Genomic DNA, 16929 nt, shown 5'->3' on the forward strand with positions numbered 1-16929 from the left:
TCAGACAACAATAAATACAAAAAGAGGCTGTTTACATGTAAACAGTCTCTTTTTTTTTGTTTCAATATTTTTTACTTTTTATAGGGAGTTCCTTCTCCTATTTCCAGAAATTGTTTCAGACTGCCTATAAATTGCAGCCAACCATTTGAACAGATCTCATAACATTCAATAGCCGGGTTCAGACCGATATGAGTAAGTTTTATCTGGCTTAACTCTTTCTTTTCCTCTATTTCCCATACAATTGTTGTCCCGATCCACTCTGTTTTGTTTTTTAATTCAGGAAGAGCAATTAATGAGTCTTCAACAGACCATACAACTTTTGCATTGGCGGTTAATTCTTTCACACGCATTGTTTTGTGAATCTGATCTCCAAATCTTATGGTGAAAAGATTTCCAATCTCCGAAGAGGAACCTTCAAACAATTCAGTCCACCAAAGAGGAATTTCATGAGTCAAGGCATGATATACTTTATCTACAGTAGCGTTGATCTCAATTATATGTATGTAATTCTCAACGTTATGGGTATTCATCGTTTTCATAAAATTATTGTATTAGGTAATACAATTTTATGAAATTAACTCTGAATCAGGCTTTTCATAGGACAAGAAATATACGTTGAAATTCTTGAGCAGAAGTCGTTTTTGGAATTTTGTATTATTACATCAACCCCTGTCAAGGTTAAAACCTTGACAGGGATCATAATCAGTACTTTTTATCAGCAGCAAAAAGACTATTCATTCTTCATAAGATATTGCAGAGGTGTTGAACCTGTCTGTTTTTTGAAAAACTCAATAAAAGCACTGTCTGATGAAAAGTCCAGGATATGCGACACCTCTCCTATTGAATTACCTTCCACCAAAAGTTCAATAGACCGTTGTAGCCTCCATTGCTGTCTCCAATCCTGATAAGACAGTCCGGTTTCTTTTTTAAAAATACGGCTGATCGTTTTCTCCACTGCTCCGGTTATTTCTGCAAGATCTTTCAACATTGGAGGTATAGACTGACGGAGTGTCCATTCTTCAACGATTCTCTGAAAACGTCTGTCCTGCGGCATTTTAAGTTCGAGTTTTTCTTCCGTAGCCCTTTGCATTTCATCCCAGAATACATTTAAAAGATTGGTTTGATCACTTTTGAGAGCTGACCATTCCCAGAAACAAATCCTTTCAATAATTTCTTTTAACAAGGCGTTGACATGAAGAACTTTCAGATCCGATTTTATATAGTTTTGGGAATAATCTTCATCAAAATAGATGGATCTATAGGCAACAATATTCCTGAAATTCACACGATGAACTTCATGGGCAGGAATCCAAAGCATTCTGAACGGAGGAAGAACCAGCTGTCTGTCGGAAGTAGTCACTGTCATACAACCTGATGGCGCATACAACAACTGAGACTTTGTTTTATGAAAGTGAAAACCAGAATCATGCAATACCATATCAGAAGCTATTCCAATTACTTTTTCGTGAAGAGTATCTGCATTAAAGCTTTCATTTTGCTTCAGTATAGCCATGTCCTATTTTTGATATTTTTTGTTTTTATATCATTATAAATATACATGGATTTTTTGGAAACTTTGCAGAAAAAAAATGAAAAAGACAAATCCAATCTGGTTGCTGACTTTACTTGTAATGCTTCCTCAGTTTGTAGAAACCATCTACAGTCCAGTTTTACCAATGGTACAGGAGAAGTTTGGAGTGAATGAAGAATCAGTTACCTTAACAATCAGTTTATATTTTATAGCATTTGCGCTGGGTGTAGCATTCTGGGGTATTCAATGCGACAGAATCGGAAGAAAAAAATCATTGGAATATGGTCTCATTACCTATGGAATCGGAACTTTGGCAGCTGTTTTTGCTTCTGATTTTATGATTCTTCTTACAGCCAGGATTATCTCTGCATTTGGAATTTCAGTAGGCTCTATTGTGACCCAGACCATTTTAAGAGACAGCTATGACAAAGATAATCTGAGTAAAGTATTTTCCTGGATCGGAATCGGCTTATCCATCAGTCCTGTCATCGGAATGATTACCGGTTCTGTATTGGCTTCTTCTGTGGGACATCAAGGTGTATTTATAGCATTATGTATATTGTCCCTATTATTCTTCATTCTCTCCAGAGAAAAAATTTCTGAAACTCATCATACTCCAAAAGAAATTAGTATCAGTATTTTGGGAAATTTGCTCAAGCGGATGCTTCGTGATCAGGACATCATCAGATGCTGTTTATTAATCATGAGTTTTAATGTCCTTCTGTTTTCATACTATTCGCTGGCTCCGTTTATCTTTAAAGAAAATCATTATTCTTCTTATATCTTTGGGTACAGCAGTATGATACTGGCTACAGGTACATTTGCAGGCGCAAAACTTAACAGGCATCTGTTATTCAAGAACATACAACCTAAGTGTTTAGTTAAAGCAAGTACATGTACAGCATTTACCGCCTCCATTTTTGTATGGATTCTGACAGGTACAGGAATATACTTTTTAATTCCTTATTTCTTTATTGTGATGGCTTTCAGCATTGCCATCCCTAATATACTGAGTACAGCGCTTATCAATTATAAGAGCGAAACAGGAAGTGCAGGTGCTTTGTTAGGATTGATTTATTATATCCTGATAGGTTCAGGACTTATAGCCATTGGATTGATACAAAACCTGGGAATCGCATGTGTATTATTTTCAGGAATTGGAGTTTGTACTTTATTGCTGTTTGGGAACAAAAAGAATTGATTTTGAAACATTAAGTTTAATGAAAGTGATAGGATGAGTTAAGTTTCATCAAAGATGAAAAATTAAGCAAAATGTTTATAAAGCTTATTATTTTTAATCACTTGCAAAAAACTTAATGTTTCAAATATTTTATAGTTAGAATGAATTTATTGTATGAAATTATAAAGTGCTTCAATAAATTTAGGGTAGACTTCGATATGGGGAAGATGCCCTACATTTTCAATCTCTACAAGCTTTGAACCCGCAATTTCACGTTGGGTTTTCTTTCCCAATTCCTGATATTGTCCCATCTTAGGCTGAAGTTCTTTCGGTGCCCTGTCCTTTCCTATTGCTGTTCTGTCTCTTGTTCCAATGATAAGCAATGTAGGAACTTTAATATTTTTAAATTCATAACATACCGGCTGATTATAAATCATATCTGTGGTAAGTGCCGCATCCCAGGCTACCTGAGGATAATCTTTATGAAGAGTCCATCCTGCAACTAAGTCAAGCCATGGTTGGTATTCTTCTTTCCATTTGTTGTCGTAATAGAATTTAAGCTGATAATTTTTATACGTTTCGGCTGTATTTTTAAGTTCGGACTGATAAGCCTGATCAATGGTCTGATACGCTGCAAAAGTTTTATAATCTTCCAGCCCGATCGGATTTTCAAGAATCAGTTTCTGTACTTTCTCAGGATACAACAAAGTGAATCTGGTTGCCACCATTCCTCCCATTGAATGTCCTAATACTATGGTTTTATCAATTTTCAATTCATCCAGAACCGCTTTTGTATTTTCTGCCAGCTGTGAAAAAGAAAACTGATAAGCATGAGGTTTTGATGATTTTCCAAATCCTATCTGATCAGGAATTACTACTCTGAATCCTTTAGCAGAAAGATCTTTCGCCGTTCTTTCCCAATAGGCTCCATTAAAGTTTTTTCCATGAAGAAGCATGATCACTTTTCCATTGGATTTTTGGGGCTGCACATCCATATAGGCCATTTTCAAATCTTCCCCCTGAGACTTGAAATTGAGATAATGTACTTCGTAAGGATATTGATAATCAGACAGCATTGCATCCAGAGGTTTTACCTGTGAAAACATAAAACCGGAGACTGTCAAAGTAAAAACAGTCATTATATTTCTGAAATGTTTCATGAAACGTTTATTTTAAAGATTAAAATTAAAAAAAACCGCTCCAAAAGGAACGGTTTCAACTGTTATTTTTAGTTAAATATTTTTATAGATATTATGCTATTGAAACTTCTTTTTCTTTTTTTGAAGGTAAATTCATCAAAACAATAGCAAAAAGAATCAGGACAATTCCTACCCACTGGATCAAAAATACTTTCTCTCCCAGCAAAACAAAAGCCATGGTAACAGAAACCGGAAGTTCCAGTGATGAAACAATACTTCCAAGTCCCAATCCTGCATTTGGAAACCCAACATTGAATAAGATTGGCGGGATAATAGTTCCAAAAAGAGCCAGTACAAATCCATACGTGAGAAATATTGAATAATTAAATGAATGGATATGTTCTGTATTATCAGTAAAATTCAGGTATAATGATTTTAAACCGTCAAAATACATAGGCCCTATCTGAGCAAAGAATAAGAATGCAAAAACTACAACAGAACCACCTGCCAGCATAATGATACTCTTTCTGAAAACCGGAAGATGAGTAGCCAGTGTGTTAGAAGTGAACATCGTCAAAGTATAGGAAGCTGCTGCCATCAATCCCCAGAAAACCCCATGCCAGTCCAGCTCTATTTCCATATTAATAAGATTAGTTGCCAGAACGGTTCCCAGCAATACAATAACAACAGAAACTACTTTTCTTGCATTGGGTAACTTTTTGGTAATAATACTTTCCACCACCACACTGAACCATACCGACTGCATCAACAATACAATGGCAATAGAGACATTGATATATTGTACTGCAATATAATAGAATAAGCTTGTTCCTCCTAAAGAAGTTCCAGCAAGCAACAGCATTCTTACTTCTTTAGAGCTTGGCAGCGATAATTTCTGTTTTGAGGTTAGGGTCTGGATCAAATTAAGGATCAAAAGTCCCGTCAGACCTAATACGAATTGGGAAGTAGTTACTTCTGAGGTTGTAAAGCCATCATGATAAGCCATTTTCACAAAAGTGGCCAACATACCGTATATACTAGCTCCAATCCCTACAAATAAAACACCTTTTAGTATATTTTTCTTCTTCATAATTTTTTTAACAGCCTGCAAAGGTACAATATATAAATTAAATCATTCTGAAGTGTCATGGTGATAGATAAATAAAATCGCCACAAGCTTGCTTGTGGCGATTTTGAGATTGATTATAAAAGTAAATTATTTTTTAACCATTACTTTCGAAGCTGCTTCGAAACCTAATCCTTTGATTTTAACCATGTAAGTCCCGTTAACAAGATTGCTTGTAGAAATTGCTTTCTTGGCATCTGGTGAGATTTTATCTTCTGAAGAAACCAACTTACCAGACATATCATAAAGTTCTACACTTACTTTTCCAAGAGTGTTGCTTGGGAACTTAATATAGAACTCGTCCTTAGCAGGATTTGGATAGATAGAAATATTATTGTTCTTATCTGCATTTACATCATTAGTAGCCAATAAACATGCTTCCGGAACATTAAAATCCTGAACCTGGTCATTAATATTATTTTTAACTCCTGCTGATGCATTTACTCCTAAACCTCTTCTTGCAAACACGCCCCAAATCATACATTTATCCTGCCCCTGAGTAGTTGCCAGCTCAGCTGCTAAAATTGCATTTCTTCCATCAATAAAGCTAGGGTTACAACCCTGAAGTTTAAGAGCATCTGTTACCAACTGTAATACTTTTGTGCTTCCATTAGGTGTTGTGGATAATACGTCTGAAGAATAACCATATTTTTCAACATATTTCCAGTGAAGATCCCATAACATGGTTGCCCAAACAAAACCAATAGAGTGTACATCCGGAACAACCGATGATCCGTTATTGTATTCCATTCCGTTGGTGTTTCCGTATGTAAATCCGTTAACTGCAAGGCTTGTAGAATATTTTGCAGGTCTGATACCTGCTCCTGTAATAGCCTGACCTAATGCATAAGTCCCTGTACCTCTAGCCACTGTAGCATTATCACCAGCTTTATTAGTCAGCATTAAAGCAAAGAAATCAGACCATCCTTCTCCCATCTGTTCTTTACTCACTCCCGAATTCAGACAGTTGTAACCGGTACCGGTCATTCTATTTGATATCCCGTGACCATATTCGTGAGTTACGATTCCGTTATCAAAGCTTCCGTCAGGGGTCATATTTCCTTTTAAGGTAACATTTACTGTAGTACTGGCAGCAAGCTGAGTTTTGATATATTCTCCTTCTGCATTAGTAATCAATACTGAAGGGATTGTAATTGTCGGATCATCGCCCGCCATATTTCCCAAAGTAGAACCATTTACTGCATTATTATACACAATAGCAGCTTTAGCTCCTGCATCCTGAAGGTTTTTCACTTTTATGGCAAAAGCACATGTTCCTCTCTCAACCAGTCCTATTTTATCAACCAATGAACTTGCAGGCAAAGCAGTACACCCGTCCAAAACTGATGAAAGGGCTACATCTCCTGTTATTCCATTCATAGGTAAAGGATTACCAAACTGTGCAGTTCCTGCTCCCGGTGTACGGGAAACAGCAGCAGTAGGTGCATTATAGAAAAATACTCTTCCAACCGGAGACCAAAGATACATCTGCATTTTACCATTATATCCGTCTGGTGGTGAGGAGAAGTTAGCATTATTTAATCCACTTCCATCCTGAGCCTCTGCATATACAGAATCATCATCTCCTCCTACAGGTCCATTTCCAAAATTGTTCTGCTGAAAGTTTCTTCCGGTTTCTGTAAATCCGAATTTATAGAAAACATCATGAATTTTATTATTCAGATAAAATAAATTTGTGATGGCAGCATCTCTATTATTTACTGGTGATTCATTAATATTAAAAGGGAAATCAAAATTCCTTGTTACTCCTCCATCTGCCGGAGTTCCAGTAAGGTAATCAGGGGCTGTTAAAGCTGTTCCTGATACATCTTCATAGGCAAAAACATTATTCCCTCTTGTGGTAGTATAATGATTAGTTCCATCAGAATGCCATCCTTCAGGAGAAGCACTCAGAATCCATGGATTGTTAATGATAGATCTTGAACCAAAAGTAGGTGCTTCAATAGGCAATGGAAATACGTTATATGATGCATTATCCGGTAAAAGCAATGGAATATTATTATTCTGTGCTACACTATTTTGAGGCCCAACTAATGTATTTTCAAAATGATCAGCATGGCTCTCTCCTGCTTCTGAACCGTAAGCATCATGATGGAAATTACATGATAGTGTCAGATTGTTTTTCAACAGGATATTTCCATTGTTGGCATCTACTAAAATATTCCAGTAATTGGGAGATTTTGGCTCCATTAAAGTATATTCGTAAGCCAAACGTAAGTTTCCACTCTCGTCATTCGTATAAACTAATCTTTGATTAGCTGATGTAGCTCTTTTCTGAGTCTTTTCAAGATATCCGAGAATCGTGAAATTCGCAATATCAGGATTTTTCAGATCCTCAGCAATTTTTTGAAGAGCTGTATTTTTATTAATAGCAGCTGTACCTGAAGTAGAAGTAGTATAATCTGTAACAAAATTATCCGTGTAGTAAATAATTTTATTGTCTCTAATCAATGCTGTTCCTACAGAACTGTATACCGGCAGGCCATTATAAGTCTGTAAAAATTTTACAACATTACCATTCAATGATTTTGACGGATCTATATTATCAACAATGATATTATTAAGATCAGACTTTTTATATTCTCTTATTTTATTTTGAGAAATATAATCTTTAATCAGTTTTTCATTATCCTGCCCGAACAATACTGCCGGAAATGCAGAAAATACCGTAAATAGAAGAGGTAGAGCTTTATTTTTCATATCCATTATTAAAGTCGCTAATCTACAAATAATTCACACAACTTTAATGTTTTTTTTATTAAAAATTAACACATAAACAAATACTAACACAAAACAAAACTTTAAATTATTTTACATATTTATCAATCAATAGAACAGCATAATACATTCAGGCTTTTCAGATAATGTTTACTCTGTTTTTTGATTCTTTTCATTCAAATATTTCGCAACATAAATAGATATAATTAATATGAATTTCTGATATAAACTGGATTCAATTTTTTATTGTTTTATAGAATCATGTCTAATAAGCCCTCTTTCTCAATATTTTAAATACAGATTATAATATATACTCATAAAAAAAGCCGCTCAAACGAGCGGCTCCTTATGTATGAATGGTTCAAAGATTATTTACCTTCTTCCATTTTTCTTTTCAACTCTGCTAATGCATCGATGTCTCCAAGAGTAGATCTTTCTTCGTTGTTAGAAGAAGAAGTTACGTTTCTAGAAGAAGCTTCTTTTACGTTTTTCTTCTCTTCGTCTCTGAAGATACCTGTGTGAGATACTACTACTCTCTTGAATTCTTTGTTGAATTCGATTACTTTGAACTGAGCATCTTCACCTTTTTTGATTTTAGATCCATCTTCTTTCTCTAATAATCTTGAAGGGCAGAATGCTTCTACTTCAGCATCTTCGAATTGAACAGAAGCTCCTTTATCGTGAACTTCTACAGCTTTACCAGCGTGGATAGTTCCTTCAGCATATTTAGTTTCGAATTTATCCCATGGGTTTTCAGTCAATTGCTTGTGACCTAGAGATAATCTTCTAGCTTGGATATCTAATTCAAGAACTACAACGTCTAATTTATCACCTACTGCGCAGAACTCAGATGGGTGCTTGATTTTCTTAGTCCAAGAAAGATCAGAGATGTAGATTAATCCGTCGATACCTTCTTCTAACTCTACGAATACACCAAAGTTAGTGAAGTTTCTTACAGTTCCTACATGCTGAGATCCTACAGGATACTTAGCTTCGATGTTTTCCCATGGATCTTTAGACAATTGCTTGATACCAAGAGAAATTTTTCTTTCTTCTCTATCTAAAGTTAATACTTCAGCTTCTACTTCATCACCTACTTTTACGAAATCTCCAGCAGATCTTAAGTGAGTAGACCAAGACATTTCAGAAACGTGGATTAATCCTTCAACACCTGGAGCGATTTCTACGAATGCACCATAGTCAGCAAGAACTACTACTTTTCCTTTTACTTTGTCACCTACTTTCAAGTCAGCAGAAAGAGCATCCCAAGGATGAGCTTCTAATTGCTTCATACCTAATTGGATTCTTGTTTTCTCATCATCGAAATCAAGGATTACAACTTTTACAGTCTGTCCGTCCTCTAGGATTTCAGATGGGTGGTTCACTCTAGACCAAGAAAGGTCTGTAATGTGGATCAATCCATCAACACCTCCTAAGTCAATGAATACACCGTAAGAAGTGATATTCTTAACAGTTCCTTCAAGAACCTGACCTTTTTCAAGCTGAGCGATGATTTCTTTTTTCTGACCTTCGATATCTGCTTCGATCAATGCTTTGTGAGATACAACTACGTTTTTGAACTCAGGGTTGATTTTCACAACTTTGAACTCCATAGTTTTTCCTACGAACTGATCGTAATCTTTAATTGGCTTAACGTCAATTTGAGAACCAGGTAAGAATGCTTCGATTCCGTGAACGTCAACGATCATACCACCTTTAGTTCTAGATTTAACAAAACCGTTAACGATTTCTCCAGTTTCGTGAAGTTCGTTTACTTTATCCCAAGCTTTAAGTGTTCTAGCTTTTCTGTGAGATAATTGTAATTGACCAGTTTTGTCTTCTCTCTTGTCAACCATTACTTCTACCTCATCACCTACTTTTAGGCCTTGGTTGTAACGGAATTCGTTTAGAGAGATAACACCTTCAGATTTGAAGTTGATGTCTACGATAGCTTCTTTATCAGTTAATCTTACAACTTTACCAACTAAAACGTCGTTATCGTCAAGGTTGTTTAAAGATCCGTTGTAGATTTCTTCTAAATCGCTTTTTTCTTTTCTCGCATCTGCATCAAGACCTGATTCGAATGAATCCCAATCAAATTGTTCTGGTGCTACGTTTTGGTTTAATAAAACCTCTGCTGAATTTGTCTCTTTTGACATTTTCTAATAAAATTTGTATTCCTTCTTTTTTAACGGTTTGAATAAATGCGGATTAAAAAATACGGAAGTAATTAATTGTAAGTAATTTACTCTTCAAACCTTTTCGCCACAAAAGTGGGTGCAAAGATATGAATTTTATTTAAAATAAGCAATAGATTTCAGCAGGCTAATATTTAACTTATATATTTAAAAATCAATACTTTGATTAAAAGAATACTTCGACTGAGCTCGGCATGACATCCTAATACTAACTGTCTTAAATTTAGAATGAAGCAATATCAGCTGTCATGCCGAGCACAAACTGAAAGTTTACGAACGTAGTTCACGAATCATCTGTAATAAGCAGAGATTCTTCATTTCGCTACGCTTCATTCAGAATGACAGGAACACAGAATTAAAGAAGACCCTCACTTTTCTCCCCCTTTCAAACCCTTCAACTCTAAAACCCTACCACTCTAAAACCCTCAAACCCTCAAACTCTCCCACCCATCACCCGCTTAAATTCACTACCTTTGCAGCATGGAATTACAGCCGATCTATCAAAAACTGCAGATTCAGGATATGAATCAGATGCAGAAATCTACTTATAAAGCGTCTGAAGATCATACAGACATTGTTTTACTCTCTCCCACAGGATCAGGGAAAACGCTTGCCTTTTTATTTCCTGTTCTCAGAAATCTGAAAAAAAATGTTCAGGGAGTTCAGGCATTGATATTAGTTCCGGCAAGGGAACTTGCTTTACAGATTGAGCAGGTTTTTAAATCTATGGGAACAGATTTTAAAGTTTCTGTCTGCTATGGTGGACATGATAAAAAAATTGAGGTTAATAACTTAATCGAAGCTCCGGCTGTATTGATCGGAACTCCTGGAAGGGTTGTTTACCACTTAAGAAATAACAATTTTGATCCGAAAACGATTAAAACACTGGTTCTTGATGAATTCGACAAAGCTCTGGAATTAGGTTTCCATGATGATATGGAATTTATTTCCAATTCTTTAAAAGGACTTTCTCAAAGAATTTTAACATCTGCTACAGCAATGGATGAAATTCCGGCTTTTACAGGCTTAAAAGATGAAACAGTAATCAGTTTCCTTAAAGAAAATGATGTAAAACCGGATCTCCAGCTGAGAAAAGTAATGACTATTCCTGAAGAAAAACTGGATACTCTTTTCAATCTGGTTTGTAAAATCGGGAACAAAAGAACGTTGATTTTCTGTAATCACCGTGAAGCTGTAGACCGTATCTCTGAACTTCTCAACCAAATGGGAATCGACAGAGAAACCTTCCATGGTGGTATGGAACAGGATGAAAGGGAACGTGCCCTATTAAAATTCAGAAATGATTCTGCAAGAATTCTTATTACAACTGATCTTGCTGCCCGCGGACTTGATATTCCTGAAGTAGAATCTATTGTTCATTATCAGCTTCCCCCAAAAGAAGATGCTTTCATCCACCGAAACGGACGTACCGCAAGAATGAATGCCAAAGGTTTTGTCTACCTGATCATGACTGAAGAGGAAAACTTTCCGTTCATTAAAAATAATACCCCGGAAGAAAGTGTTGCCGGATTTACTAAAGTTCCGCAAAAAACACCTTTCCAGACTGTTTACATCAGCGCAGGAAAAAAAGACAAGGTTAATAAAGTGGACATTGTAGGATATCTGCTAAAGAAGGGAGAACTACAAAAAGAAGATGTAGGAATTATTGAAGTAAAAGACACCACATCCTATGTTGCCGTTGCCAGAAATAAAGTAAATGCTCTTTTAAGAAAGCTTCAGAACGAAAAACTGAAAGGCAAGAAAGTGAAAATGGAGGTTGCTTATTAGACTTTCCACTCAATTGTCATTGCGAACGAAGTGAAGCAATCTCATCTGTAATAAAAAGAGATTGCTTCGTCGCTATGGCACAAAATTATTTAATCCCTCTCACCCTTGTAGGGAAAGTATATACTGATTTCGAGGCAGTAATGAAGAGAATATCATTGTTTTTGCCACCAAAAGCCACATTGGATGTCCACTTCTCAGGAATAGAAATATGATAAATTTTCTTTCCCAAACGGCTAAAAACATGTACACCATCTCCCGTTAAGTAAAGATTTCCGTGTTTATCCAGCTCCATTCCGTCTGAACCCATTTCGCAGAAGAGTTTTTTCTCAGATAATTTTCCTTCTCCTAGAATATCATATACATAGGTTTTTCCGGCATCAATATCAGAAATATAGAGTTTCTTTAATTTTTCGCTTCCTACAATTCCATTAGGTTGTGTGAAGGTATCCAGTTTCGTGACTTTTCCTGTTCTATCCCTATAATAAAGACTTTTATGTTGGATTTCCTGTTTAAAACCAATCCAGTAATCTCTTTCATACAAAGGGTCTGTAAAGTACATTCCTCCCACTTCATCATTCCAGACATCATTCGGTCCATTCAGTCTTTTTCCTTCAAAACCTTTTAGCAGAACTTCAACTTTTTTATTTTTGGAAATCTTCCAGATCTCACCCTGATCGTCTGAACAGGTAATTAAATAGCCATCTTTATCAAAGTGTGTTCCGTTGGCTCTTCCCGTTTTATCTAAAAACTCGATCACTTTATTGCTTTTCCAATCCCAATAATAAATCTTATCGTTAGGCTGATCGGTAAAGTAAACATTCCCTTCTTTATCTGCTGATGGTCCTTCTGTGAAACTGAACTTGTCGGAAACCATTTCCGGTTGTACTCCTTCATAAAACATTTTACTATAATTTACTGATTGACAGTTTACCAATGCGAAAACCAAACCAATCATACTTATTTTAAAGATATTCTTCATGCTTCATTTTTAAAACTGCAATTTACGATATGACTCAAAAGTTTCAAAATATTTTCTCATTTTGATACAATAAAAATCATAGAAGTAAAATGTCCCAATTGTCCTATTTTGGACGTAGATCATATTAGTAATAAAAAGATATAATCCGGAGCTTTGCAGTAACAGGATCAATCACTTTTTTTCATGGAAAATATCTTAAAAAAATGATGAATCTGGATGAAAATTGTACCAAAATACTTTATAGCATACAACAATGAGCGCAGAGTCCAACAATATCAAGTCTTTGGAAATTGAAAATGAAGATTTCAGAAATTCCGTAGGAACCATGGATGAAACCGGGAAAAGAAAATGGATATTCCCCAGAAAACCTAAAGGAAAGTATACCAACTACAGAAATTACACCAGCTATCTTCTTCTTGCGATTTTCTTTGGGCTGCCTTTTGTAAAGATCAATAACAATCCTTTTCTTCTCATTAACGTGATCGATAGAAAGTTTTTTATCCTTGGACAGCCTTTCTACCTGCAGGACTTTTTCATTCTTGCTCTAGGAGCAGTAACCTCCGTAATTTTTGTAATGCTATTTACAGTAGTTTTTGGAAGAATATTCTGTGGCTGGCTGTGCCCGCAGACTCTTTTCATGGAAATGGTTTTCCGCAAAATAGAATACTGGATTGAAGGTGACCGAAATAAACAAATGAAGCTTGACAGACAGGAATGGGATGCAGAGAAAATAAGAAAGAGGCTGACTAAATGGTCTGTTTTCCTTCTCATTTCACTGATTATTTCCCACTTTATGTTCATGTACATTGTGGGCTACGAAGAAGTTTTCCGTATTATGAGTGAAGGACCGGAAGGAAACTCACTGAAGTTTCTTGTGATGATTTTCTTTACCATGACGTTTTATTTTGTTTTCGCATGGCTTCGCGAGCAGGTATGCACACTGGTTTGTCCTTACGGAAGACTGCAAGGAGTATTGATTGACAAGCAGACCATCAATGTATATTATGATTTTAAAAGAGGTGAAGGCCGCGCAAAATGGAGAAATAACGAAGACAGAAAAGCAGCAGGAAAAGGAGATTGCATCGACTGTAACCAATGCGTTGTGGTATGTCCTACAGGAATTGATATCAGAAACGGACAGCAGCTGGAATGTGTGAACTGTACAGCCTGTATCGATGCCTGTGATGAAGTCATGGAAAAGGTTGGTTTACCTAAAGGATTGGTACGTTATGCAACGGAAGCCGAAATTGAAAATCAGGATAAATTCCGCTTTACCCCAAGAATGAAAGCAACAACCGTTATCCTTGCTCTGTTAATTGGATTCCTTGGATTTTTAATGTACGACCGTGGTTCTATGGAAGCAAAATTCATCAAACCGGCAGGTTCTACATTCTTTGTTAAAAATGGTAAAATCACCAACACCTTTATTTACACTCTTCTGAATAAATCAAACGAGAAAAAGACCCTTACCATTAAAGTTATCACGCCAACAAATGCAGAGATCACTTACTTCGGTTCTGAAAAAATCATATTGAAAGGAGATCAGATCCTGAAAGGAAACATCAACATTTCCTTCCCTGAAGAACAAATTAAGTTCTCAAAACAAAATATGGTCATCGGAGTATTTGATGAAAAAGGACAATTAGTTGATTCGTTTGAAACGACTTTTGAAGGACCGTTTAAACTGGCTCTTTAGGTAGCAGATGATAGGTGATAGGTTGCAGTTTGTGGGGATCAGAAAAAGTCGTTGATATTTCCCTAATTCCCTTCCTCTGGAGGGGTGGCAAAAATTCAAAGAATTTTTGACGGGTGGTTTACAACAATCTCTCCATTAAACTTTGACCCATAAACTTTAAATTTTACACTCATTAAGCCTTATATTTCCTCATGAACTGAGTAGGAGTCATTCCGGAGCTTTTCCGGAATACTCTTACAAAGTAGGAATATTCTTCATATCCTAAACGGAAAGCAATTTCTACCAAACTTTCATCCAGATACATGAGCATTCTTTTGGCTTCCAGCACTACCCTTTCTGTAATCACATCAGTAGCCGTTTTTTGAACAACAGTCTGTGCAATCCTGTTCAGGTGTTTGGATGAAATACCTAATAAAGAGGCATAATGGGTAATGGATTTATGTTTGGTAAAGTTTTGTTCAATCAGATTTTCAAAATCCTGATAATGTTTAAAATAAGAAAGTCCGGCAGCTGAATCCATTGTATCAAAGTCCTTTGAAAACAATCTGGAAGCATTGATAAAAATCTGAGACATCAATGATAAAATCAGCCCTTCTTTCATTATACTTTTAGTCTGATGTTCTTCTCCCAATTCCTGAAATAAGCTAATGTTTTTCTTAAGCTCACCAGCATCCAACTGAAGTTTTCTTGGAAACGATACAGATCCGAAAAAAGGAAAATTTCTCAGTTTCTGATTCACATAATGCATTTCATAAAACTCCTGAGAACAGAAGAAAATATACCCATCAATATCTTCGGAAAGTTCCCAACTGTGAATCTGTCCTGGTGACAGAAAAAACAGACTTCCTTCCGAAACTTCATACCTTTGAAAGTCTATTTCATGTACACCTGTTCCTTTAGTAAAAAGAACAGCAGCATAAAAATCATGTCTGTGAGGTTTCTCTATATGACGATGTCCCACCACCAAATGATTCTTCATCGTATTAAAATAAAAATCTGAAGTATTTTTACCCGCCTGAAAAAGCTCGATATGAAGAACAGAGATTGGATTCATTTATATTTATGTTTCGTAAGAATTCACAAATTTAGACAAAAAAGAACCAGTATATCATGAACCTTTATATCTACTACAACAAACGTTTGTTATTAAAGGATGAATTTAACCCCATAAATTCCTTTGAAACAAAGTATGACTGCACTTTTTACAATATATTTTGGGTGAAACTTTAAAAAATTTTTATCTTTGAAGTTTAGGAGTTGTAAAATGAAAATAAATTTACCTGATAAGCTGTATTATTCGATAGGAGAAGTTGCGAAAGCATTCGATGTAAACACTTCATTAATACGTTACTGGGAACAGGAATTCCCGATTATCAAGCCTAAAAAAAACAGAAAAGGAAACCGATATTTCACTCCTGAAGACATCAAAAACCTTCAGATGATCTACCATCTGGTGAAAGAAAAAGGATATACTCTGGACGGAGCCCGTGTTGCCTTGACGACCAACAGTAAAATTTCCGAAACCATCACTCTAATTGACCGCCTGGAATTTGTAAAAGCTGAATTGATTAAGCTGAAAGAATCTTTGGGAGAAAGAGAAGAAGAATAATTTCTTTGAAAATATAAAAACCTCCGCTGCAATGAATTGCAGCGGAGGTTTTTATTTAAGTCTATCGGGAAATATAATCAACAGCTATTTTTATAACATACTTAATTCCCCCTTGGCTAAGGAGATTATAAGGGTTATAAAACGGGCTGAACGAACTTTCTAAGTGACTGGAAACGGTTTATTAAATGGTTAACAAGATTTCAGATTTCTGAGCCAAAAATAAAACCCACCGCGGTTGCAGTGGGTTTATTTTTATCTACCACAGGAAAGGATTCGTGCGGTAGCGGGGTATTCTATTAACTAAAAGCCATATAATTTATACAAGTAAATACATTACCTAAAATTTATATTATTTTTTAATATTTATTAATTCTCCACCTTCATAAAGTTGATACAATTTTAATGAAGAAAATTTGTTTAAAAACTTTTTAAATTCTCGAGGATTAGCAATTTCAGCATCAATCATTTTTCCACTAATCTCAGTAATTTTATATTCTTTGTTTATACCAATAGTCCAAAGCTTAGTATTTTCGTCCAATCTACCAGAATAAGTTTCCTGATCTACTATTTCAGTATTATTTTTTTCATCAACTTTAAAATTTAATGATTTAAAATATTGTTGACATTTACTTGTTGAATTAAAACCACAAAAAACAATAATATTATTATTTTGAAAAGTAAACCATTTATAAATAACGGTATTTTTATAAAGTTGAAAGTCTTTATCTAATGTTTCTATATATAAACCACTTTTATTAGAAGTCGAATCTGAAAATATGCTTATGGCTATATTATCTCCATATTTAAAAGGTCGTTTTAAAGTATCTTTCACATAAAGCTTCATTACTTCGTTCGTTATTTTGCCTAATTTTTCAACTTTATTTTGTGCTGAATATTGAGAAAATATCAAAAAAGATATTAAAATTATTAATTTTTCCATTTTT

The 16929-nt window shown here is 35.3% G+C and carries 13 protein-coding genes; 4 read left to right on the top strand and 9 right to left on the bottom strand.

The features are described 5' to 3' along the window. Window positions 1-71: 71 nt before the first annotated feature. Together ACMA47_RS04035 and ACMA47_RS04040 are read right to left on the bottom strand one after the other, a co-directional pair. Window positions 72-539: an SRPBCC family protein gene (locus ACMA47_RS04035; RefSeq protein ID WP_413928773.1), complete on the bottom strand. Its 468-nt coding sequence runs from the start codon at window positions 537-539 to the stop codon at window positions 72-74. Between the two features lie 191 nt (window positions 540-730). After that, entirely contained in the window at window positions 731-1513 is a 783-nt protein-coding gene (locus ACMA47_RS04040; RefSeq protein ID WP_413928774.1) for an AraC family transcriptional regulator, read from the bottom strand. A gap of 76 nt (window positions 1514-1589) precedes the next feature. Between ACMA47_RS04040 and ACMA47_RS04045 the strand changes: the two genes are divergently transcribed. Beyond that, window positions 1590-2732 carry an MFS transporter gene (locus tag ACMA47_RS04045; RefSeq protein WP_413928775.1) on the top strand — a complete coding sequence of 381 codons (1143 nt, stop codon included), beginning with the start codon at window positions 1590-1592 and terminating at the stop codon, window positions 2730-2732. 146 nt (window positions 2733-2878) lie between these two features. Here ACMA47_RS04045 and ACMA47_RS04050 read toward each other — a convergent pair whose 3' ends face one another. From ACMA47_RS04050 to rpsA, 4 genes are all read right to left on the bottom strand, one after another. Further along, window positions 2879-3871 (bottom strand): alpha/beta fold hydrolase, encoded by a 993-nt coding sequence (locus ACMA47_RS04050; protein ID WP_413928776.1) that lies wholly within the window; start codon window positions 3869-3871, stop codon window positions 2879-2881. Between the two features lie 91 nt (window positions 3872-3962). Next, on the bottom strand, window positions 3963-4940 hold the full coding sequence (locus tag ACMA47_RS04055) for an EamA family transporter (protein ID WP_413928777.1): 978 nt from the start codon (window positions 4938-4940) through the stop codon (window positions 3963-3965). Window positions 4941-5066: 126 nt separating this feature from the next. Beyond that, window positions 5067-7697 (bottom strand): T9SS-dependent M36 family metallopeptidase, encoded by a 2631-nt coding sequence (locus tag ACMA47_RS04060; RefSeq protein WP_413928778.1) that lies wholly within the window; start codon window positions 7695-7697, stop codon window positions 5067-5069. A 386-nt stretch (window positions 7698-8083) separates the two neighbouring features. Further along, window positions 8084-9874, bottom strand: a complete 1791-nt coding sequence (rpsA, locus tag ACMA47_RS04065) for a 30S ribosomal protein S1 (protein ID WP_034695342.1) — start codon at window positions 9872-9874, stop codon at window positions 8084-8086. 519 nt (window positions 9875-10393) lie between these two features. On the opposite strand from rpsA, the gene ACMA47_RS04070 reads away from it, so the two are divergent. Beyond that, window positions 10394-11701 (top strand): DEAD/DEAH box helicase, encoded by a 1308-nt coding sequence (locus ACMA47_RS04070; RefSeq protein ID WP_413928779.1) that lies wholly within the window; start codon window positions 10394-10396, stop codon window positions 11699-11701. Between the two features lie 85 nt (window positions 11702-11786). On the opposite strand, the gene ACMA47_RS04075 is transcribed toward ACMA47_RS04070, so the two are convergent. After that, a complete protein-coding gene (locus ACMA47_RS04075) occupies window positions 11787-12680 on the bottom strand; it encodes an SMP-30/gluconolactonase/LRE family protein (protein ID WP_413928780.1) in 894 nt (297 codons plus the stop codon). Window positions 12681-12933: 253 nt separating this feature from the next. Here ACMA47_RS04075 and ccoG point away from each other — a divergent pair, with 253 nt between their 5' ends. Continuing rightward, window positions 12934-14376, top strand: coding sequence for a cytochrome c oxidase accessory protein CcoG (gene ccoG / locus ACMA47_RS04080; RefSeq protein WP_253317805.1), 1443 nt, complete (start codon window positions 12934-12936; stop codon window positions 14374-14376). Window positions 14377-14548: 172 nt separating this feature from the next. Here the strand turns inward: ccoG and ACMA47_RS04085 are convergent, their stop codons facing one another. Then, window positions 14549-15430: an AraC family transcriptional regulator gene (locus tag ACMA47_RS04085; protein WP_413928781.1), complete on the bottom strand. Its 882-nt coding sequence runs from the start codon at window positions 15428-15430 to the stop codon at window positions 14549-14551. A 210-nt stretch (window positions 15431-15640) separates the two neighbouring features. On the opposite strand from ACMA47_RS04085, the gene ACMA47_RS04090 reads away from it, so the two are divergent. Continuing rightward, the gene (locus ACMA47_RS04090; protein ID WP_034695336.1) at window positions 15641-15985 is read left to right on the top strand and encodes a MerR family transcriptional regulator; all 345 of its coding nucleotides are present in this window, start codon (window positions 15641-15643) and stop codon (window positions 15983-15985) included. Window positions 15986-16334: 349 nt separating this feature from the next. Here ACMA47_RS04090 and ACMA47_RS04095 read toward each other — a convergent pair whose 3' ends face one another. Beyond that, complete coding sequence (locus tag ACMA47_RS04095; protein WP_413928782.1) at window positions 16335-16925, bottom strand: hypothetical protein; 591 nt, start codon at window positions 16923-16925, stop codon at window positions 16335-16337. Window positions 16926-16929: the final 4 nt, after the last annotated feature.

The sequence above is a fragment of the Chryseobacterium sp. T20 genome (assembly GCF_047345655.1).
In the GTDB taxonomy this organism is placed as follows: Bacteria; Bacteroidota; Bacteroidia; order Flavobacteriales; family Weeksellaceae; genus Chryseobacterium.